The organism is Roseateles saccharophilus (genome assembly GCF_004342485.1).
In the GTDB taxonomy this organism is placed as follows: Bacteria; Pseudomonadota; Gammaproteobacteria; order Burkholderiales; family Burkholderiaceae_C; genus Pelomonas; species Pelomonas saccharophila.
Genome location: NZ_SMBU01000035.1, coordinates 1 through 19,485, shown reverse-complemented (window position 1 = coordinate 19,485; position 19,485 = coordinate 1). Strand labels below are relative to the sequence as shown.

At 68.0% G+C, this 19,485-nt stretch carries 20 protein-coding genes; 11 read left to right on the top strand and 9 right to left on the bottom strand.

The genetic code is table 11. The features are described from left to right. Positions 1–40 precede the first annotated feature (40 nt). From ssb to EV671_RS21390, 3 genes are all read left to right on the top strand, one after another. Complete coding sequence (gene ssb / locus EV671_RS21400; protein WP_132575592.1) at positions 41–562, top strand: single-stranded DNA-binding protein; 522 nt, start codon at positions 41–43, stop codon at positions 560–562. A 337-nt stretch (positions 563–899) separates the two neighbouring features. Next, positions 900–1,268, top strand: coding sequence for a helix-turn-helix domain-containing protein (locus tag EV671_RS21395; protein WP_132575590.1), 369 nt, complete (start codon positions 900–902; stop codon positions 1,266–1,268). Beyond that, positions 1,268–2,590, top strand: coding sequence for a type II toxin-antitoxin system HipA family toxin (locus tag EV671_RS21390; protein ID WP_132575588.1), 1,323 nt, complete (start codon positions 1,268–1,270; stop codon positions 2,588–2,590). The genes EV671_RS21395 and EV671_RS21390 overlap by 1 nt, the downstream gene beginning before the upstream one ends. A gap of 226 nt (positions 2,591–2,816) precedes the next feature. Here EV671_RS21390 and EV671_RS21385 read toward each other — a convergent pair whose 3' ends face one another. Continuing rightward, entirely contained in the window at positions 2,817–3,722 is a 906-nt protein-coding gene (locus EV671_RS21385; RefSeq protein ID WP_132575586.1) for a LysR family transcriptional regulator, read from the bottom strand. 129 nt (positions 3,723–3,851) lie between these two features. On the opposite strand from EV671_RS21385, the gene EV671_RS21380 reads away from it, so the two are divergent. The 6 genes from EV671_RS21380 to EV671_RS21355 all read left to right on the top strand — a co-directional run bounded on the left by EV671_RS21380 (position 3,852) and on the right by EV671_RS21355 (position 9,390). After that, positions 3,852–4,745, top strand: a complete 894-nt coding sequence (locus EV671_RS21380) for a pirin family protein (RefSeq protein WP_132575584.1) — start codon at positions 3,852–3,854, stop codon at positions 4,743–4,745. Between the two features lie 79 nt (positions 4,746–4,824). Beyond that, on the top strand, positions 4,825–5,073 hold the full coding sequence (locus EV671_RS21375; RefSeq protein WP_132575582.1) for a hypothetical protein: 249 nt from the start codon (positions 4,825–4,827) through the stop codon (positions 5,071–5,073). 57 nt (positions 5,074–5,130) lie between these two features. Beyond that, a complete protein-coding gene (ycaC, locus tag EV671_RS21370) occupies positions 5,131–5,757 on the top strand; it encodes an isochorismate family cysteine hydrolase YcaC (protein WP_132575579.1) in 627 nt (208 codons plus the stop codon). Positions 5,758–5,874: 117 nt separating this feature from the next. Further along, complete coding sequence (locus EV671_RS21365) at positions 5,875–7,482, top strand: methyl-accepting chemotaxis protein (RefSeq protein ID WP_132575577.1); 1,608 nt, start codon at positions 5,875–5,877, stop codon at positions 7,480–7,482. Then, positions 7,479–8,675: a PAS domain-containing sensor histidine kinase gene (locus tag EV671_RS21360; RefSeq protein WP_132575575.1), complete on the top strand. Its 1,197-nt coding sequence runs from the start codon at positions 7,479–7,481 to the stop codon at positions 8,673–8,675. Before EV671_RS21365 ends, EV671_RS21360 begins: the two co-directional genes overlap by 4 nt. Before the next feature lie 73 nt (positions 8,676–8,748). Further along, positions 8,749–9,390, top strand: a complete 642-nt coding sequence (locus EV671_RS21355; protein ID WP_132575573.1) for a response regulator — start codon at positions 8,749–8,751, stop codon at positions 9,388–9,390. Here EV671_RS21355 and eutC read toward each other — a convergent pair. The 4 genes from eutC to EV671_RS21335 all read right to left on the bottom strand — a co-directional run bounded on the left by eutC (position 9,387) and on the right by EV671_RS21335 (position 13,108). After that, the gene (gene eutC / locus EV671_RS21350) at positions 9,387–10,181 is read right to left on the bottom strand and encodes an ethanolamine ammonia-lyase subunit EutC (RefSeq protein ID WP_132575571.1); all 795 of its coding nucleotides are present in this window, start codon (positions 10,179–10,181) and stop codon (positions 9,387–9,389) included. The two genes, EV671_RS21355 and eutC, sit on opposite strands and share 4 nt — an antisense overlap. Beyond that, a complete protein-coding gene (locus tag EV671_RS21345) occupies positions 10,178–11,551 on the bottom strand; it encodes an ethanolamine ammonia-lyase subunit EutB (protein WP_132575569.1) in 1,374 nt (457 codons plus the stop codon). Before EV671_RS21345 ends, eutC begins: the two co-directional genes overlap by 4 nt. Before the next feature lie 58 nt (positions 11,552–11,609). Beyond that, on the bottom strand, positions 11,610–11,741 hold the full coding sequence (locus EV671_RS27825; protein ID WP_277592445.1) for a hypothetical protein: 132 nt from the start codon (positions 11,739–11,741) through the stop codon (positions 11,610–11,612). A 485-nt stretch (positions 11,742–12,226) separates the two neighbouring features. After that, the gene (locus EV671_RS21335; protein ID WP_132575567.1) at positions 12,227–13,108 is read right to left on the bottom strand and encodes a LysR family transcriptional regulator; all 882 of its coding nucleotides are present in this window, start codon (positions 13,106–13,108) and stop codon (positions 12,227–12,229) included. A 134-nt stretch (positions 13,109–13,242) separates the two neighbouring features. Here EV671_RS21335 and EV671_RS21330 point away from each other — a divergent pair, with 134 nt between their 5' ends. Next, positions 13,243–14,193 (top strand): DMT family transporter, encoded by a 951-nt coding sequence (locus EV671_RS21330; protein ID WP_165917668.1) that lies wholly within the window; start codon positions 13,243–13,245, stop codon positions 14,191–14,193. 147 nt (positions 14,194–14,340) lie between these two features. Here EV671_RS21330 and EV671_RS21325 read toward each other — a convergent pair whose 3' ends face one another. From EV671_RS21325 to EV671_RS21315, 3 genes are all read right to left on the bottom strand, one after another. Continuing rightward, positions 14,341–15,090, bottom strand: coding sequence for an MgtC/SapB family protein (locus EV671_RS21325; protein WP_132575563.1), 750 nt, complete (start codon positions 15,088–15,090; stop codon positions 14,341–14,343). 509 nt (positions 15,091–15,599) lie between these two features. Then, positions 15,600–15,881: a helix-turn-helix domain-containing protein gene (locus EV671_RS21320; protein ID WP_132575561.1), complete on the bottom strand. Its 282-nt coding sequence runs from the start codon at positions 15,879–15,881 to the stop codon at positions 15,600–15,602. Next, positions 15,878–16,216 (bottom strand): type II toxin-antitoxin system RelE/ParE family toxin, encoded by a 339-nt coding sequence (locus EV671_RS21315; RefSeq protein WP_132575559.1) that lies wholly within the window; start codon positions 16,214–16,216, stop codon positions 15,878–15,880. The genes EV671_RS21320 and EV671_RS21315 overlap by 4 nt, the downstream gene beginning before the upstream one ends. Positions 16,217–16,978: 762 nt before the next feature. Between EV671_RS21315 and EV671_RS21310 the strand changes: the two genes are divergently transcribed. Next, positions 16,979–17,284, top strand: a complete 306-nt coding sequence (locus tag EV671_RS21310; protein WP_207911218.1) for a hypothetical protein — start codon at positions 16,979–16,981, stop codon at positions 17,282–17,284. A gap of 210 nt (positions 17,285–17,494) precedes the next feature. Here the strand turns inward: EV671_RS21310 and EV671_RS21305 are convergent, their stop codons facing one another. After that, positions 17,495–18,979, bottom strand: a complete 1,485-nt coding sequence (locus EV671_RS21305; RefSeq protein WP_132575555.1) for a glycoside hydrolase family 28 protein — start codon at positions 18,977–18,979, stop codon at positions 17,495–17,497. Between the last annotated feature and the right edge of the window lie 506 nt (positions 18,980–19,485).

Genomic DNA, 19,485 nt, shown 5'->3' with positions numbered 1-19,485 from the left:
GCATAATTCGCCCCCTTCCCATCGAATTCGGACGAGCGTCATGGCCAGCGTCAACAAAGTCATCCTCATCGGCAACGTCGGCAAAGACCCCGAGGTCCGCTACAACCCCAGCGGCGGCGCCTGGGTCACCCTCAGCCTGGCCACGACCCGCAACTGGAAGAACCGCGAGACCGGCGAGCGCCAGGAAGAGACGGAATGGCACCGCGTCGTCTTCAACGACCGCCTGGCCGAGATCGTCGGCGAATACGTCCGCAAGGGCCGCCCGCTCTATGTCGAAGGCCGCCTGAAGACCCGCAAGTGGCAGGACAAGGAAGGCCGCGACACCTACACGACCGAGATCATTGCCCAGGAGATGCAGCTGCTGGGCGGCCGTGAAGGCGGCGGCGGTGGCGATGAAGGCGGCGCCGGCGGCTACAGCCGCGGCGGTGGCAGCGACGACATGGGCGGCGGCCGCCCCGCGGCCCGCCCGGCCGCGCCGCGCCCGGCGCCCCAGCGCGCCCCGGCCCCGGCGCCCAAGGCGTCGACCGGCTTTGACGACATGGACGACGACATCCCGTTCTAAAAAGTACCTGTAGGTAGTCTGTCAACATCAGGCCCGCAGCCCAATGGCTGCGGGCCTTTTGCTTGTTTACGCGCTTCCTTGCTGGGTCTGAGCGACGCCGAGGGGTGATCCAAAGTGGTGTTGCATGGTGGGTGATCTCCGCCGCGCGGCAGATTTGGCCAACGCCATCAATAGCTCCAAGTAGCAATTGGCATAGCGCGCCTGGTTCATTGCGACCATCGCCGCTTGAGCTCTGCACTTTCCCATCAGGCAGCCCATCGCCGAGTTGCCTAGCGGCCCCTGGCTGTCGTGCAAGTAGATTTGCCTTGCAATGGTACTTTAGATATATTCTATTTGTATGCCAAAGCCTGCCCGCGCCATCCAGCAGTTGCCGCCATCCACTATCGCTGCGCTCGACAAGCTCGGTGCAGATCTGGCTGTGGCCCGGCTGCGTCGCAAAGAGTCGCTGAAGACCTGGGCCAAGCGCATGGGCGTGACGGTGCCGACGCTGCTGCGCCTCGAGTCTGGCGACCCGACCGTCAGCCTCGGCATCGTCGCATCGGCGCTCTGGCTGCTCCAACGCGACGGCGAACTCGGGAACCTAGCAGCGCCGGAATTCGATCGAGGCGCAATCGAGATGGATGTCCGGGCCGCGGTCGATTTGGGAAGGGCCCGTGCCCAGGCATCCGCTGACGCTCGACTCCGCAAGCAGAGCAAGACAGCCTGATGCGCTACGACACGCTCTACCTCTGGTACCTCGCTGATCCGGCCGCGCCGCGATACGTAGGTGTCCTGCAGCTGGTCGCCGCCGGAAAGGGCGTTTCCCTGCGTTACGGCCAGCAATGGCTCAAAGAGGGATTCCCGCTCAGCGAGGACCTGCCGCTCATCGATACCGAGCACATGCCTCCCGGCCGTCTGGCAGGTGACGCACGGGCCGTCGGCGCGGTCGATGACGCGCGCCCTGATCGCTGGGGCGAAAAAGTCATCCGCTTCGTGAACAAGCCGAAGCGTGCCTCCCTGATGGAGTACCTGTACTACGCCGGTGACGAGCGCTTCGGCGCTCTCGGCGTGTCCACATCCGAGACTGCCTACAGCCCGCGGGCCGGCGGCCCGCTACCGCGCCTGGCCGACGCCCAGGAGCTCAGCGAAGTCGTGGCCAAGATCGAGGCTGCGGAACCTCTGTCCGATCTCGAGGCCCGGATCATCGCTGGCGGCGGCAGCCCGCTCGGTGGCGCCAAACCCAAGGCGCTCATCGAGATTGATGGTCAGGAATGGGTCATCAAGTTCTTCAACAACGAGCCCGTCGACACACCGTTGATCGAGCATGCGTCGATGACGCTAGCCCGAAAGGCGGGCATCACCACTGCCGAGACCCAGGTCATCAGGCTCCAGGACGGCAACGCCGTGGCGGTGCGACGCTTCGACCGCACCCCCGGCGCCCGAATCCACAGCATTTCCGCGGGTACGGCGATTCGTGCGGCAACGGCAAGCGGCGCCGAGCCAGAGATGGGCTACCCGGCCCTTGCGCGCATCCTTCGCCGCACGGGCGTCTCGCTGAACGACACCCACTTGCGAGACGCGCGCGAGCTTTTCCGGCGCATGGTGTTCAACATCCTCATCGACAACACGGACGACCACGAGAAGAACCATGCCCTCCTGGTGGTCAGCCCTCGCGAAAACGGACGCCTGAAGCTAGCGCCGGCCTATGACGTCCTGCCGACGAACTCTGGCCAGGGCTTCCAGGAGTTCATCTGTGGCGCCGCGGGGCAGGAGTCGACGCTCACGAACGCGATGTCGCAGTTCGACGCATTCGGACTGCTGGCAATCGAAGCGGCCCAAGAGATCGCGTATGTCATCCGCGTGGTCAGCGGCTGGCGGGAGCACTTCGCGGCGGTTGGCGTCACCGACCGCGACATCGAAAGCCTGGCTGAGCGAATCGATGCCGACGAATTGCGATCACAGCGAGAAAACTTCGACCCGTCGACATACGAAGCGGCCGCGGTCAAGCCTAAGCGTGCCAGTCCATTTTCCAAGACGGGGCAGCGTTGAAATCTGATGGCTCTGGCGGCCCTGTGATGTAAACAAGGAATCCAGAAAACCAATGACTTGTTTACGCCGTGAAAAAAGTTCTGTCGCAAACGGCCGGCTTCTCATAGGACGAGCGGTGCTGTTGACATCGCCAAGGTGAACGTAACCGTTCTGACACCCGGATCGCCGCATCGGCACCTCACAAGGCCCGCAACGCCAGCCGTTGCGGGCCTTTTGTTTGCGCGGCCTATTCCTCCGGAAGCTCGGCGAAGCGCTGCGCCAGGAAGTCGATGAGGCCACGCACGGCGGGCAGCAGGCCGCGCCGGGACGGGAAGACCGCGTGGACGACGGCGCCCTTCGAGCACCAGTCGGGCAGCAGCCGCACCAGTTGCCCGCTGCGCAGCTCGTCCATCAGGATCATGGCCGGCAGCTGCACGACGCCCAGGCCCGCCACGGCGGCGGCACGCAGTGAATGCATGTCGTCGCTGACCAGGCGCGGCCGATAGGCGATCGCCGCCGTCACCCCTTGCGGGCCGATCAGCTGCCAGCGGTGCTCACGCTCGCCCAGGCCGACACCCAGGCTGGGCAGGCGGTCCAGGTCGGCCGGCACGGCGGGCAGCGGATGCTGTTTGCAGAAGACGGGGCTGGCGACGAGCACCCAGTCGCGCTGCGCGAGCTCGCGCATCACGAGGCTGCTGTCCTCCAGCGGTGGCATGCGCGCACGGATGGCGATGTCATAGCCCTCCGCGACCAGATCGACCGGCCGGTTGAGGCCCGCCAGATGGACCTCGACCTGCGGGTTCAGCGCCATGAACTCCACGACCATCGCGGCCACGCGGGCGTGCAGCAGCGCGACCGGGCAGCTCATGCGCACGACGCCGCGCGGCTCGCCCGACACCTGCTCGACGGCCTCCTCGGCCGCCTGCGCCTCGACCAGCATCGCCTTGCAGTGCCGGTAGTAGTGGCTGCCGATGTCGGTGACCGAGAAGCGCCGCGTCGAGCGCTGGATCAGGCGCACGCCCAGCCTGTCCTCGAGCTGGGCGACGCGCCGGCTCAGCTTGGACTTGGGCAGGCCCAGCGCGCGGGCGGCGGGCGCGAAGCCGCCGTGGTCGACCACATGGGCGAAGTACTTCAGGTCGTTCAGGTCCTGCATGGCGACGCTCCATTGTTCTATTTTCAGAACGATGAAGCGCAATATTAGGCTCTACCGAAGCATTGGCTCGAAACCTACATTTATTTCACGCCGGGGGCAGGACGCCCCCGCCTCGACAAGGAGTGTGAGATGAAGAAGGTTCTCGGCATCTACGGCAACCGCAACCAGCACTGGGTCGGCGACGGCTTTCCGGTGCGCAGCCTGTTCTCCTACGGCACGCTGGGCCAGCACGCCAGCCCCTTCCTGCTGCTGGACTACGCCGGCCCGGCCACCTTCGGGCCCGGCCAGCGCCGGCGCGGCGTCGGCGAGCATCCGCACCGCGGCTTCGAGACGGTGACCGTCGTCTACCAGGGCGAGGTCGAACACCGTGACTCCACCGGCGCGGGCGGGCGCATCGGCCCCGGCGACGTGCAGTGGATGACCGCCGGCAGCGGCATCCTGCACGAGGAGTTCCATTCGCAGGACTTCGCCCGCCAGGGCGGCACGCTGGAGATGGTGCAGCTGTGGGTCAACCTGCCCGCCAAGGACAAGATGACCGCGCCGCGCTACCAGACGCTGACGAGCACCGACATCCCGGTCGTCGCCCTGCCCGGCGAAGCGGGCTCGCTGCGTGTCATCGCAGGCGACTACCTGGGCCACCGCGGCCCGGCGCGCACCTTCACGCCCATCGACATGTGGGACCTGAGGCTGGACGCCGGCAAGGCCGTCGACCTCGACCTGCCCGAGGGGCGCAACGTGGCCGTCGTCGTGCTGCGCGGCACGGTGCTGGTGAACGATGCCGAGGTCGTCCGCGAGGCCACGATGGCCCTGCTCGACCGCGGCGGCCGCCGCGTGCGCCTGGAAGCCAACGACGGCGCGACGGTGCTGCTGCTCAGCGGCGAGCCCATCGCCGAGCCCCTGGTCGGCCATGGCCCCTTCGTCATGAACAGCGCCGAGCAGATCGAGCAGGCCTACGACGACTTCCGCAGCGGCCGCTTCGGGCGCATCCCGCCGCAGCAGCTGGCGGCGGCCCAGCCGGCCTGACCCCCAAGGCGCCGCCGCAAACCGGCGGCGCCTCCCCCACCTGCGGGCCCGGCCCGCAATCCATGAAACGGAGACCGACATGCAGACCCTGACGACCGTGGTCCTGGCCCAGCCGGGCTCGGGGATGTTCGCAGCCTGCGACGCCGCCGGCGCCTGCGCGCTGCTGGAGCTGGTCGAAGGCAAGGTGCCGCCCGTCGGCGCCCGCCTCGACGGCGACACCAACAGCATCGGCATCGGCGCGCTGCGCCTCGGCGACGACGCGGCGCTGTCGGCCTTCGTGCACGCCTACGACTGTTCCCTGCAAGCGGTCCAGGACGCGATCCGCTGAGGCCGCACCGCGGCCACCTCCCAACCGCGTCCACTCTCCCCAGAAAGGAAATCCACCATGTCCAAGCCCTACGCCCGTCTCGACAAGAACAACGCCGCCGTGCTGCTGGTCGACCACCAGGCCGGCCTGTCCTCCCTCGTCCGCGACATCGAACCCGACAAGTTCCGCAACAACGTGCTGGCCCTGGCCGACCTGGCCCGCTACTTCAAGCTGCCGACCATCCTGACCACGAGCTTCGAGAACGGGCCCAACGGCCCGCTGATGACGGAGTTGAAGCAGGGCTTCCCCGAGGCCCCCTACATCGCCCGCCCCGGCCAGATCAACGCCTGGGACAACGAGGACTTCGTCAAGGCCGTCAAGGCGACCGGCAGGAAGCAGCTCATCATCGCCGGCATCGTGACCGAGGTCTGCGTCGCCTTCCCCGCGCTGTCGGCGCTGGCCGAGGGCTACGAGGTCTTCGTCGTCACCGACGCCTCGGGCACCTTCGACGCCGTGACGCGCCAGGCCGCCTGGGACCGCATGAGCACGGCCGGCGCCCAGCTGCTGAGCTGGTTCGGCGTGGCCTGCGAGCTGCATCGCGACTGGCGCAACGACATCGAGGGCCTGGGCACGCTGTTCGCGAACCACATCCCGGACTACCGCAACCTGATCAACAGCTACACGACGGTGCAGGCCAATCGCTGACCCACCGGGCCCCTGTCCGCGGCCGCGGCTGTCAAGAATCCCCTACACGGGCCCGATGGCGCCGGCGCCGCGGCTGAGCGAAAGTCAAGGTCATGGCCAGTAAATAGGAGGTAAGCCATGCGTGACAACGGACCGGTGAACCAGCAGGAATACGAGATCAGCAGCGACACGCCCCTCGTGTCCACGACCGACCTGCACAGCCGCATCACCTACTGCAACCCGGCCTTCATTGCCGCCAGCGGCTTCACCCGCGAGGAGCTGGTGGGCGAGCCCCACAACATGATCCGCCACCCCGACATGCCGGCCGAGACCTTCCGCGACATGTGGGCCACGCTGAAGGCCGGCGAGCCCTGGACGGCGCTGGTCAAGAACCGCCGCAGGGACGGCGGCTTCTACTGGGTGCGCGCCAACGTGACGCCGGTGCGCGACGCCGGCGGCATCTGCGGCTATATGTCGGTGCGCACCAAGCCCAGCCGCGCCGAGGTGCAGGCCGCCGAAAGCCTGTACGCGCAGATGCGCGAGGAATACCGCGCCGCCGGTGGCGGCAAGAGCGCGCGGCTGGCGACGCGGCTGCACCGGGGCGCCCTGCAGCGCGCCGGCCTGGCCGGGCTGGCGACGCGGCTGCGGCGCCAGGCCGGGCTGTGGGCGCAGGGCGGCGTGCTGCTGGGCAGCGGCGCGCTGAGCGCCGCGCTGGCCCTGGCCGCGGCCGGCTCGCTGGCGCTGAGCCCGGTGCTGGCCGTCGCCGGCGCCGCCGCGTTGACGACGCTGCCGCTGCTGGCCTGGCTGCACCGCCGCAGCGACAAGGCCCTGCTCGAAGCCGCCCTGGCCGCCGAGCGCCTGGCCTCGGGCGACCTGACGCAGAACCTGCAGTCGACCCGCGCCGACGCCCAGGGCCGGCTGATGCGCGCGCTGGCCCAGCTGACCGTGAACCTGCAGGCCGTCGTCGGCGATGTGCGGCGCGAGGTGGACGGCGTGCATCTGGCCTGCTCCGAGATCGCCGCCGGCGGGCGCGACCTGGGTGAGCGCACCGAGACCCAGGCCGGCAGCCTGCAGCAGGCCGCCGCGGCGCTGGAGCAGGTGGCCGCCACCGTGCGCCACACGGCCGACGGCGCCGTCAAGGCGCGCGACCTGGCCCACGACACGGCCAGCGCTGCCCACCAGACCGGCGTCACCAGCGAGGCCGCCAGCGCCAGCATGGAGGCGGTGCGCGAGACCTCGACCCGCATCAACGAGATCGTCGGCGTCATCGACGGCATCTCCTTCCAGACCAATATCCTGGCGCTGAACGCGGCCGTCGAGGCGGCGCGCGCGGGCGACTCGGGTCGCGGCTTCGCGGTGGTGGCCGCCGAGGTGCGCACATTGGCCGGGCGCACCCGCGAGGCCGCGCAGGAGATCAAGAACCTGGCCGAGAACGCGCGCGCGCGCGTCGAGGAAGGCGCCCGCATCGTCGCCGAGACCGGCCGCTCCGCCCGCCAGGCCGAGACGGCGGTAGCGCAGATGAACGAGCTCATCGGCCGCATCAGCACGGCCGTGGAGCAGCAGAGCGGCGGCATCGGCGAGGTCAACGGCAGCGTCGCCAGCATCGACGGCATCACGCAGCAGAACTCGGCCCTGGTGGAGGAGCTGTCGGCCTCGGCCCTGTCCCTGGCCCACCAGGCCGAACTGGTGACGCAGGCGGTGCGGGTGTTCCGCCTGGAGGGCCGCGGCGCCAGAATGGCCGCATGAAGCGAGCAGCGCGGCTGACCCGGCGTTCGGCGGCGCACCCCGGCTCCGCCGCGCGGGCAGGCGGCGCCGACAACCTGCACGACGCCCACAAGGCGCTCGCGGCCATCGTCGATGGCGCCAGCGATGCCGTCATCAGCATCAACGGCGACGGCCTCATCACCCTTTTCAACCCGGCCGCCGAGCGCATCTTCGGCCACCCGGCCGCACTGATGCTGGGCGGGCCGATGGACCGGCTGCTGCCCGTGGCGGTGCGCGCCGGCCACCCAGCCCTGATCAGCCGCTTCGCCCAGTCCGGCGTGACCCAGCGCAGCATGGGTGTCGGGCGGGTGCAGGGCCTGCGGGCCGACGGCCGCATGCTCGAGCTGGAGGCCTCGATCTCGCAGGCCGTCGCGAACGGCCAGGTCGCGCTGACCGCCATCCTGCGCGACGTGACCGAGCGCGTCGCCCAGGAGCGCCTCATCGAGACGGCGCGCGACGAGCTGGCCCAGCTCAACCGCCGCCTGCTCGAGCAGGAGAAGCAGACCAGCCGCAAGCTCGCCCAGGGCCTGCACGACGAGCTCGGCCAGACCCTGGCCGCGCTGCGGCTGCACTGGGAGGCCTACCGCGGCGCGCCCGGCGCCCAGCGGGCCGGCATGGACGAACGCATCACCAGCCTCGTCGTGCAGGCCAACCGGCAGATCCGCAGCGTGCTGTCGGACCTGCGCCCGCCGCTGCTCGACGAGCTGGGCCTGGCCGCCGCGCTGGACAACGAGATCCGCCAGCACCATGTCGAGAAGGATGCGGCCGAGGTCGGCCTGCAGACCTCCGCCGAAGCCAGGTCGCAGCGCTGGTCCGCCGACGTCGAGTACGCCACCTTCATGATCGCCCGCGAGGCCCTCATCAATGCGCTCAGCCACGCCGCGGCCCACCACATCGGGGTGCGTCTGAGCGGCAATGCCGCCGGCCTTGAGCTGCGCGTGGAGGACGACGGCATCGGCATGGCCACCGACACCCATGTCGGCCGCCCCGGCCACCTCGGGCTGATCGGCATGCGCGAGCGCGCCCATGCCATCGGCGCCGCGCTGCGCATCGACGGCGCCCTCGGCCATGGCACGACAATCACGCTGAGCTGGGCCCAGGAGGCCTGCGACGCTGGGGAGGCGCCATGTGCTGCGAGTCGACGACCGGAGGGTGTCCCGCGCGAGGGGACATGAGCGCCGCGCCGGGCCGCCCCAGGCAAGCTCGCTCCCGCTCGGCGGGTCCGGCAGCAGGCCCAAGGCTGCGTCGATGAGCCGCATCTACCTGATCGACGACCACGCCATCATGCGCGACGGCCTGCGCCTCGTGCTGGAGGCGGCCGGCCACGAGGTCGTCGGCGAAGCCGCCGACCCGACGCCGGCCCTGGCTGATCTCGCGCGCCTGCGGCCCGACGTCGTGCTGCTGGACCTGCGTCTGGGCCAGCGCTCGGGCTTCGAGCTGCTGGCCGAGTTCCAGCGCCGCGGCCTGAAGCTGCGCGTCATCGTGCTGACCATGTCCGACCAGCCGCGCCACGTCGCCGAAGCGTTGCGCCTGGGCGCCTGCGGCTATCTGCTCAAGGGCTCGGCCGGCAGCGAGCTGCTGCAGGCCGTCGAGGCCGTGGCCGCAGGGCGGCGCTTCCTGAGCCCGCAGGCGGCCGAGTTCGCCGCCTCGGCGCCGGCCAGCGCCGAGCCCCACGCCGACGAGGACGCGCTGTCGCCGCGCGAACACCAAATCCTGCTGATGGTGGCCCAGGGCCAGACCAGCAACGCCATCGGCGAGGCCCTGCACCTGTCGCCGAAGTCGGTGGACACCTATCGCAGCCGGCTGATGAAGAAGCTCGGCCTGCACGACATCGCCGCGGTCGTGAAGTGGGCGATCCGCGAAGGGCTGATCAGCCTAGACGAGGACTAGGAAACCAGTCGCCGCATCAGCGGCGCCGGCAGCGCCGCGACGGCGCGTTCGTCCTGCTCGTCCTTCAACGCGACACCGCTGAGCTGGCGCGTTCGCGCCTCGCGCAGCAGCGCATGCAGCTTGGCCGCGGCGGCCATGGGTGCCAGGCCCTCGGGGCGCACATTGGAGAGGCAGTTGCGCTCGGCGTCGACGAGGCCGACGCGCGGCGCCCAGCTGAAATACACGCCGAGGCTGTCCGGCGCCGACAGGCCCGGCCGCTCTCCGATCAGCACGACGACGCAGCGCGCGTTCAGCAACGCGCCGACCTCGTCGCCCAGGGCCACGCGGGCCTGGGTCGCGACGACGGGCGGCGCCCAGGTCCAGCCGCCCTCGGCCCGCAGGCGCTCGCGCAGCGCGGCGAACAGCGGCAGGGCCTGGCGCTGCAGGGCCAGCGCCGAGAGGCCGTCGGCCAGGACGAAGGCGAGGTCGGCCGCGGGCACCCGCCGTGCCGCCAGCGCCTGCGCGCCGGCCTCGTCGAGCCGACGCCCCAGGTCGGGCCGCTGCAGATAGGTCGCACGGTCCGGCGCGCGGCTGTGCACCCGCAGCGGCGCCTCGCCCAATGCGCGCAGGCCGGCCAGCAGCGTGTCCGCATCCAGGGCCGCATGCACGGCGTCGCGCGCCTCGGCATGGGCGTGCTGGAAGGCCAGGTGCGCGGCGGTGGGCAGGCTGGCCCCGGCACGGCCCAGGCCGATGCGCGCGGCCGTGTAGCGGCGCAGGCTGGCCCAGGGCTGCGCGGTGACGGGCGGCTTCAAGGCCCCGGCTCCAGCAGCGCGGCAAAGCGCGCCGGCAGGCCGCCGTCCGCCAGCCGCGGCGCATCGGGCGCGAACACACCCATGCGCTGCAACCAGGCCTCGAACTCGGGCGCCGGCCGCAAGCCCAGCAGGCGCCGCATCGCCAGCGCGTCATGAAAGCTCGTGCTCTGGTAGCCCAGCATGATGTCGTCCGAACCCGGCACGCCCATGATGTAGTTGCAGCCCGCCGCGCACAGCAGGGTCAGCAGGCTGTCGACATCGTCGACATCGGCCTCGGCATGGTTGGTGAAGCAGACGTCCACGCCCATCGGCAGGCCCAGCAACTTGGCCGCGCAGTGGTCCTCCAGGCCCGCGCGCAGGATCTGCTTGCCGTCGAAGAGGTATTCCGGCCCGATGAAGCCGACGACGCTGTTCACCAGCAGCGGCTCGAAGCGCCGCGCCACCGCATAGGCGCGGCATTCCAGCGTCTGCTGGTCGCAGCCATGGTGGGCGCCGCTGGACAGCGCACTGCCCTGGCCCGTCTCGAAATACATGACCTGGCGGCCGCCGCGCTTGAGCGCCAGCGCGGCCTGCCGCGCCTCCTCCAGCAGCGCCAGCGTGACGCCGAAGCCGCGGTTGGCGCCCTCGGTGCCGGCGATGGACTGGAAGATCAGGTCCACCGGCGCGCCGCGGTTCATCGCTTCCAGCGTCGTCGTCACATGCGTCAGCACGCAGCTCTGCGTCGGGATCTCATGCCGGGCGATGACGGCATCCAGCATCTGCACGAGGCGCATGACCTGGGGCAGGTTGTCGGTCGCGGGGTTGATGCCGATGACCGCGTCGCCCGCGCCCATCAGCAGGCCGTCGAGCAGGCTGGCGGCAATGCCGGCCTCGTCGTCGGTCGGGTGGTTGGGCTGCAGCCGCGTGGCCAGCCGCCCGCGCAGGCCCAACGTGCTGCGGAACTGCGTCACCACCTCGCAGCGCGACGCGATCAGCATCAGGTCCTGCACGCGGCAGAGCTTGCTGACGGCGGCCGCCATCTCGGGCGTGAGACCGGCGGCGATGTCGGCCGGCTCGACCGCCTCGGCCAGCAGCGCATCGCGCAGGCCGCCGACGGTGAGATGCGAAACAGGCGCGAAGGCGGCGGCGTCATGCGTGTCGACGATGAGCCGCGTGACCTCGTCCGCTTCGTAGGGCACGACGGCCTCGTTCAGGAAGGCCTTGAGCGGCAGGTCGGCCAGGGCCAGCTGGGCCGCCACGCGCTCGCGGGCATTCGCGGCGGCCACGCCCGCCAGCTCATCGCCCGAGCGGCGCGGGCTGGCCTTGGCGAGCAGGGTACGCAGGTCAGCGAAATGGAAGCGTTCGGTGCCGAGGATCAGGGCATAGGCCATGGCGCGAGTGTGCGCCGCAGCTGCTGCGGCTGCATGACAGGGCTGTGACGCGCCAAGCTCAATCCTGCTTCAGCAGCTCGATGAAGGCGGGGTTGAGGACAATTTTTTCGCGGCCCAGCTTGTGCTCGCGCAGCAGGCCGATGCCCTTGCGAGACGCCTCAAGGTGCAACGACCGCACGAGCTTCTCCAAGGCATATCTTTCGAGCGACTCGAGACGTGCACGCGCAGGGCCGATGGCCTTTTCAGGCGGCTTGGGACGAGCCTCTTCGCGAGCGGGCTTCGCAACGGCTATCGGTTAGCAAACTTTTTTGTTTGCTATCTGGAATTGAGGTCCAAGTTGATGATTTTGTTGGTATTTTTTGCTTAGGCATGTTTCGTCAGGACACAGCGTTCGATCCAGCCGGCACGGCTTGTCGAGAGCGAACTCAGGCTGGCGGCTCCCCGAACTTGCCAGGCGCCTGTTGGCAACGCGCGGCTGCCATGGGAGGCGCAGGTCTATTAGTCGTTCGCAGAAAGCCTGCGGCGACCTTCATCGCAGGACTGGATGGGTACTGGCCATATGTCGACAACCGCAGATTGAATCGACATTTCAACTTGTTATGTCTATCCACTCGACATGACGCCTGGAAATGTCGATTTCCAGGCGATGGATCGACATATTCGAGGCCGCACACCTCAAACCCAGGTCAGCGCCACCGCATCGCGCACGGCCGCCACGGCGGGCACCGCCAGCGCCGCCGGGCTGCTGATCCAGCAGAACCAGGTCGGCGCCGACCAACCCGCCCAGATGCGCGCCTGGCCGGCCTCTTCCATCAGCGCTGCCTGGTCGCGCCGGACCATGCCGGCCCCCATGCCGGCTGCAACCATGCTGCGCACCGCCACCTCGGTGTCGGCCTGCAGCCCCACCTCCAGCACCGCGCCGGCCTGACTGAACAGCCTCTCTTGGTGAATGCGCAGGCCACAGTCCGGCGGCGTGGTGATCCAGGGCAGCGCCGCCAGGCCTGCCAGGTCCGGCGGCAGGCCACCGCCCAGCAGCAGGCGTTGCGGCACGACGGGCACGATCTCGGTGGCCTGCAACCGCCTCAGCTCCAGGCCCTCGATCTGCGGCTGCTCGTGCAGCACGCAGGCGCAGTCCAGCTCGCCGCGGCGCACGGCGGCGATGGCACGCAGCGACACCAGTTGCTGCAATTGCAGCTGCACGCCCGGGTGGTGCTCGGCCAGGTGCACGAAGACCTCGCCCAGGCGCAGCGCGACGGCGTCGCTGACCGTGGCCATGCGCACCTGGCCGCGCGCCTCGCCGCGGATCTGCGCCGCCGCCGCCTGCATGCCCTGGGCCGCGGCCAGCGTGCGGCGCGCCTCGGCCAGCAGGCGCTCGCCGGCGGCGGTCAGAGCCATGCCGCGGGCGCTGCGCTCGAACAGCTTCACGCCGAACTCGTCCTCCAGCGCCTTGAGCTGGGCGCTGACGGCCGGCGGGCTCGTGAACACGCGCTCCGCCGCGCGCGTGAGATTGCCTTCGGTCGCCACGGCGACGAAGGTCTTGAGCTGGTAGATCTCCATGGCCGGCATTCTGCGCAGCCCGGGGCCATGGCGGGTGTGGATTTTCCGAACGGGGCGGTCCGCCGAAACGAATGGATGGTTTGGCGCGCGACGCCCAAAGTCCGCTCATCCGAAAAGTTCGTCTGGAGCCCTCCATGACCACCGCCTCCACCCCTCGCGCCATCGCCGCCCTGCTGTTTGCCACCACGGCCTGGGGCAGCCTCTTCCTGATCGGCAAACCCGTCGTCGCCCGGCTCGACCCGGTCTGGTTTACCTTGCTGCGCTATGTGCTGGCCACCGCGGTGCTGGCCCTGCTCGTGCAGTTCGCCGGCGAGCACCCCTGGGCCAAGCTGCGCCGCCACGCGCTGCGCCACAGCCTCGTCGGCGTGGCCGGCTACGGCCTGTTCAGCATCATGGTCTTCCACGGCCTGAGGCTGTCGCTACCCTCGCACGGCTCCGTCATCATGGCCACCATGCCCTTCACGACCCTGGCCCTGCGCTGGGCGCTGGACGGCCAACGCCCGCCGCTGCGCGCCATTGCCGGCGCAACCCTGGCCTTGGCCGGTGTCGCGACCGTGGCCAACCTGCTCGGCCATGCCGGCGAGGTCAACGCCCGCACGCTGCTGGGCGACGCCAACACGCTGGCCGGCACGCTGGGCTGGGTGCTCTACACCCGGTCCATGGCCAAGCTGCCCGACCACAGCCCGCTGGAATACGCCGCGCTGACGGCCATCGCTGCCCTGCCCTGGCTGGCCGTCGTGGCCGGACTCGCCACCCTCGTCGGCTGGGCCCAGGCCCCGTCCTTCGAGCTGGTGCAGGCCCTGAGCCCGAAGCTCGCCTACATCGCCCTCGTGCCCACCGTGGCCGCCGTGCTCGCCTTCAATGCCGGCGTGAAGAAGCTCGGCGCGCCGATGGGGACGCTGTTCCTGAACATGGTGCCGGTGTCCGTCATCGCCGTGCGGGCAGTGATGGGTGAGGCGCCGCATGCGACGGAGATCCTGGGGGCGGCGCTGGTGGGCATGGGACTGGCGTTGACGGTGTGGACGCCGGCCGCAGCGCGCAAGCCGGTGTTGGCAACGACAGCGGGGTCGCGCTGCACGGCCTGATGCGTTCAACAACCGGCGCGACGTGAAACTGCCCCCCTGCTGACCGTGGACCAGGCAGGCACGACACCACCAGGATCCGACGGGCCCACAGCATTGAGCTTCGAAGCCCGGGCCGTCAGAAAGTCGCGCCGCCTCAAGCGCGCCAGGTCAATTGCGGCAATGCGCCAGCTGGTAGCTGTCGACGCCGGCGTAGGTGCCGATCAGGTGGGCAAGCTCGGGCATCGATGACTTCGAATGTGCGTCCAGCGCAATGGCAATGAAATGCCATTCGGTCATTCCGGCATGCATGTTGATCGACAGCGAGCCGTCGACGATCTCGTAGCCGCGCTCGGCCGCGAGCTGACGCAGCGTCTCCTCGCGCGGGACGACACCCTTGCAGAATTGAATGCTCACGGAGATTCCCGAACGCGATGGCAACCAGCGCTCCAGCTTGTGGACCCAAAGCATGCACACCGTGGAGAGACCCGCGAGCAAGATGGCAGCGCCATAGAAGCCGACCCCGACCAGCACGCCGATCACGCTGGACGACCATACGGACGCCGCGGTCGTCAGCCCCCGGATGTTGAGACCATCCTTCATGATCACGCCGGCTCCGAGGAAGCCGACGCCCGTGACGATGCCTTGCACGACGCGCGTCGGATCCGGGTTGAGCGCCAAGCCGGCGTGGCCGCCGTACCAGAGGGCGGGGTAGCCTGCGAAGACCGTCAAGGCGGCGGATGCCATGCAGACCAGGCCATAGGTACGCATGCCGATGGCCCGGCCTTGGTAGGTGCGCTCGTAGCCCACGATCAGGCCCAGCGCCAAGGCACCGGCGAGGTTCAAGAAGATCAGCAGGTTCGCTGAGATCTCTGGGGCGGACCAGTACGTCGACAGCGTCCCGTTCGAAAACACATTCATGCTTGGCTGTCCCTCAGCTTCTCGGCCCTATGTTGGCTGGCAGCGCTGGGGGAAGGCCGGAAAAAACTTCGCGCTGACAGGTGTTGTGTGAGTCGATCCGAGGTGATTCGGACCGCCGCTGAAGATTCTCGGACCAATCAGGTGCCGAGCCGTTCGATCAACGAGAAGCCGAGGTGGAGCCCCTGCCCGCCAGAGGACGTTGGCGGACTCGGTGGCGATGCTGAACTCCTTCGAGCCGTTGACAAGCCGCCTTGCCTGCGCCGCGCATCGGCGCCGCGGGACAAACAACACCCGCCGAGTGCCAGCTTTATGGCGTCCTGGTGAAATGTCAGTCTCGGCCAGTTCCAGTCGGTCGCGAAGGGCTGGTTTGAGGTGTGCAATCGACCGACCAACCCGGCGGCGTCAACATCGGCCCGCACCCTTGCAACCAATGAAGCTCAAGGCGCGACCTAGGCGTTGCATGGCGGTGTGCGAAGGGTGCTTCCAGTCGCGCGGGCGACGTGCACGCCTCAGTTCGGTTCGAGGACGCGCATCTCGATATGCATGCCAGCGGCCGCCGCCATGTTCACCAGTGCATCCAGGCCGAACAGGTTGATTTTGCCGCGCATCAGGTCGGACACCCGCGGCTGCGTGACACCGAACACCCTCGCCGCTTCGGCTTGACTCATTTCGCTACGAGTGATGTGATTCTTCAGCGCCGTCATCAGCGCCGAGCGCAGCTTCATGTTCTCCGCTTCCTCGGGCGTGTCCTCGATCGCGTCCCAAACGCTCGCAAACCGTTGCTTGCTCATTGCCCCAACTCCTTCAACAGGTCGCGGTACCGCTTGACGGCAAGGTCCAGATCGGTCTTGGTGGTCTTCTGCGTCTTCTTCTGAAAGCAGTGGAGCACGTAGACCGCGTCGGCGAACTTCGCCACGTACAACACACGGAACGCGCCGGCCTCGTCCCGAATGCGAATCTCCTTCACCCCCGTACCCACGGTCGGCATGGGCTTCCAGTCGTCAGGCTCTTGACCGCGCTGCACTTGGTCCAACTGGTGGCCGGCGTCGCGTCGAGCAGCCAGCGGAAAGGCCCGCAGGTCGTCGAGGGCGCTGCCTCGGAACGCAACAGGTTTCGGGGTTGGCATATCGCAATCATACAAGTATTTGTATGTTGTCGTAGGCATCCATCGGGACGTTCATATGGGCCAGATGCTCTTGCAGTGCATGCGCCGCGCCTGCTCTTCAGCCCCTCGGCACAACCACGCAAGCCAAAGTAGTCGTGAATGGGGTAACAGCGGCGCCCAAGCTTGCGCGCGGATGCGTTCAAAGAAGCGCATTTAGCCTTCGGGGATCGGCGAGAGCTGCAAGTCGAAGACGCGCCAGAATTCGACGGGCCTGTGCGGTCGCGTGCCAATGTCTGCTGTGCGGCATCGAAACCGAACAAATGGACTTCTGCTGAGGGTCGGGTGCGGAGATCCGCGGCACCGAACAGCGGCCGTTCGGGTCGCCGTCGGTCAGACCACGGCGCCGGCGCCAGCTGCCACACCGCAACCTGCCGTAGCCGCCGCCATCAACATCGCGCAGCAATGACCGTGATGTGTCCGACACCGTGAGCCTGGCTGCCGGGACCGACAGACGGGTCCCGGCCAGAAGCGGGCGGCCACCAACGACCGCTCTCAGGTAGGCTGGCAGCGCGTGTACCGTTGCGCCCCAGTTTTAGCAGCACGCGAAATTGCGTTAGCAAGTTGAGCCCCGAAGCCGCCGCGTGCTGCTACGGCTGAACTCAATAAATGACACCTTTCTCATCCCAAGGAGCATCCGTGCGCCTACTTGTCTCCCTCGTCGTCATGGCCTCGCTCGTCTCGGTAGCAGGTGCCCAACAAGGAGCCCCAGACATTACGAAAATCATGAGCTACTTCGTTGTGTCCGAAGTCGCTGCCCAAAAGTGTCTCAGCCCGAGTGAGGAAGAAAGGGCAAAGTTCGCGCAGAACCTTCTGTCGGTCACGGTAAGGTCGAGGCAGGTCATCAAGGAGCGGAGTCCTGGAAAGTCAGATGAAGTTCTTTCGGCGGAATTTGACGCGTTCTATTCCTCGATCCGGAAGGGCTACTCCGAAGCGTTAGAAAAGGCTGGATGCGATTCGCCGGTTGGAAAGCAAGGCACTAGCTTGTGGAAGGCGAATGTCAATTGGTCAGCCGTGTCGGACCGCAATTGACCGCTTCCAGGTCATCGATCTTGTGTAGGCGAATGGCCGCAACGGGTCGAGACCGGCAGTACCGGTGACGGTGAACCGGTCGTTCCGGCGCGACAGACTCGACCGGCAACTATCAGCGACGATCTCGAACTCGTGGTCACGGCCCGGGGCGGTCACGCTTGACGCCCCGATGCTGATCAGCTTGGGCGAGTGGTCAGCAGGCTTGACCTCTCACTCCGCCGCCGCCTTGCTTGAAACAGCCTCGCAGCTGCCACCAATCTCGGCGTCCTTGACTGCCAGGGCGGAGCGGCGATCGTCACCGTTGAGCGCGATGCGACAGTCCTCGAAGCGGACGCCGCGTGCATGGCGCACGAAAAACGCCCAGCCGGGCAACGCGTAATCGATCGCTTCATACTTGGCGGTCGGCGTCGCGAATATGAACTTCGGGTCCGGATAGCCGCCTGCGTAGTACGGGAAGCGGGCCATTTCGCTGTCATCGCTGCCGAACACGCGTGGCCCAGTGGCTGCGCCCACGCCGGCGTAGGTGATCGCGATGTCCTTGAAGGTGATCCCCTTGAGGTCATGCTCGCCGGTGGCATCTGCCGGCAGACCACTCAACAGTGAGCCCCAGGGATAGCGCAGTTGATCGCCCCGGATCGTCTCGAATCGGATGTCGTGGATGGCGCCGACCGGCGCCTTGCCGCGTGCGCCCAGGAGAACGAAGAAGGGCGTGCCAACATCGTGTGCTGTGATCCGGCGGAAAGTGACGTCCGAGACCTCTGCACCGTCGACCGATTCCACGGCCATGGCGGCGGCCTGTGCATTCGCGATCGATACATCCTCAAACAGGATGTGGCGCATCGCGCCAACCGTCGCGGTACCCAGCTTGAGGCCATTGGCCACGCCGGCGCCCAGGATACGAGCGTGGCGCACCGTGACATCCTGGAGCCCCTTGCGGCTGCCGCTCTTGAGGCAGATTCCGTCGTCACCGGCGGTCACCGTGACGTTCTCGATCAGCACGTCACGCCCATCGACCACGTCGATACCATCGTGCGTCGGGCCAAGGGGCGAATCGATGGCAATGCCGCGAATGACCAGATGCTCGACCTCCAGGTTGACCACGGCCCACGTTGCTGCATTGCGTACCGTGACGTCCTCGATGGCCACATTGGTGGACAGCGTCGTGAAGATCGCCATCGGGCGTTGGCGCTCCGGGCGTGACATGCCGCGCCACTTGTCGATGTCGGCATTGCCGTCGATCGTGCCGCCTCCGTCGATGCGTACGTGATCGGCACCTTCCGCATAGATCAGCGCTCGCTGGCATTCGGAGAGCTGCGTGTTGACGGTCGGCGGATGCTGCGTCGGGTAGTCCTCGTCGTCACGGCTCCCCAGCAGCGTGGCTCCGGTCGCGATGCGTAGCGTCATGTGGCTGTGCAGCGTGATCGTCCCAGACAGGAATGTCCCCCGTGACAGAAGCACAACGCCGCCGCCAGCGGCGGAGCAGGTGTCGATGGCCTTCTGCAGCGCCACAGTGTCCTTGGCATGGCCATCGGCAACAGCCCCGAATGCAAACGCATCGCAAACCTTGGCGTTGTCTGCGCTGACATTCGCCGGCGTCCTCGCCAGCGTGAGAGGGCCATTGGCGACCCTCGCGCATCCTGCAAGCGCCACTGCAGTCATGATCAGGAGCGCCAGGCGGCCAATGAGAAGATTCATGTTCGACTTCACGTGGAATTGGCGCCCACGCTATCTCAATCGGCGTCAGCTGTGGATTCGCGTCGTGCGCCCCCTATGCGCGTCGCGAGCGACTCGCTGGCGGGTCGGTCTGTTCAGGCCAACGGCCATGACCGGTCGTTCGCCAGGGGCGGCTTTCATGCGACCGGGCGGCAGGCTCCATTCCAGTCGTGAAGCGATTTCGTGGGCAGCCAAGGCGCGCCGTGGCCATTGTCAGGAAGCTTCCGGGTCCATGTTGTGTGCCAACTCCATTGCGTCGTGCAGTACACGACCAATCACGAGAAGTTCCGGCTCGAGGCGGTGAACGAAAAAGTGGCGCGGCCGGCGGACCACACCTGCCCCCGCAATCACATGATGCCGGCTCAGCCGAAGATGCCACGATCGAACACCTGCTGTTACGTCCCGCGTAGATTTGGGCTCGCAGTCCCAAGCTATTCGAGGTTGAGCAGAAGCTGTTGTCCCGCGAAGGTTTGGACGGGACCCGCAAC

Bases quoted from the DNA above. Each gene is read 5' to 3' on its own strand.
- ssb (WP_132575592.1), top strand. From the start codon at position 41: ATGGCCAGCGTCAACAAAGTCATCCTCATCGGCAACGTCGGCAAAGAC.
- EV671_RS21395 (WP_132575590.1), top strand. From the start codon at position 900: ATGCCAAAGCCTGCCCGCGCCATCCAGCAGTTGCCGCCATCCACTATC.
- EV671_RS21390 (WP_132575588.1), top strand. From the start codon at position 1,268: ATGCGCTACGACACGCTCTACCTCTGGTACCTCGCTGATCCGGCCGCG.
- EV671_RS21385 (WP_132575586.1), bottom strand. From the start codon at position 3,722: ATGCAGGACCTGAACGACCTGAAGTACTTCGCCCATGTGGTCGACCAC.
- EV671_RS21380 (WP_132575584.1), top strand. From the start codon at position 3,852: ATGAAGAAGGTTCTCGGCATCTACGGCAACCGCAACCAGCACTGGGTC.
- EV671_RS21375 (WP_132575582.1), top strand. From the start codon at position 4,825: ATGCAGACCCTGACGACCGTGGTCCTGGCCCAGCCGGGCTCGGGGATG.
- ycaC (WP_132575579.1), top strand. From the start codon at position 5,131: ATGTCCAAGCCCTACGCCCGTCTCGACAAGAACAACGCCGCCGTGCTG.
- EV671_RS21365 (WP_132575577.1), top strand. From the start codon at position 5,875: ATGCGTGACAACGGACCGGTGAACCAGCAGGAATACGAGATCAGCAGC.
- EV671_RS21360 (WP_132575575.1), top strand. From the start codon at position 7,479: ATGAAGCGAGCAGCGCGGCTGACCCGGCGTTCGGCGGCGCACCCCGGC.
- EV671_RS21355 (WP_132575573.1), top strand. From the start codon at position 8,749: ATGAGCCGCATCTACCTGATCGACGACCACGCCATCATGCGCGACGGC.
- EV671_RS21345 (WP_132575569.1), bottom strand. From the start codon at position 11,551: ATGGCCTATGCCCTGATCCTCGGCACCGAACGCTTCCATTTCGCTGAC.
- EV671_RS21335 (WP_132575567.1), bottom strand. From the start codon at position 13,108: ATGGAGATCTACCAGCTCAAGACCTTCGTCGCCGTGGCGACCGAAGGC.
- EV671_RS21330 (WP_165917668.1), top strand. From the start codon at position 13,243: ATGACCACCGCCTCCACCCCTCGCGCCATCGCCGCCCTGCTGTTTGCC.
- EV671_RS21325 (WP_132575563.1), bottom strand. From the start codon at position 15,090: ATGAATGTGTTTTCGAACGGGACGCTGTCGACGTACTGGTCCGCCCCA.
- EV671_RS21320 (WP_132575561.1), bottom strand. From the start codon at position 15,881: ATGAGCAAGCAACGGTTTGCGAGCGTTTGGGACGCGATCGAGGACACG.
- EV671_RS21315 (WP_132575559.1), bottom strand. From the start codon at position 16,216: ATGCCAACCCCGAAACCTGTTGCGTTCCGAGGCAGCGCCCTCGACGAC.
- EV671_RS21310 (WP_207911218.1), top strand. From the start codon at position 16,979: ATGAGCTACTTCGTTGTGTCCGAAGTCGCTGCCCAAAAGTGTCTCAGC.
- EV671_RS21305 (WP_132575555.1), bottom strand. From the start codon at position 18,979: ATGAATCTTCTCATTGGCCGCCTGGCGCTCCTGATCATGACTGCAGTG.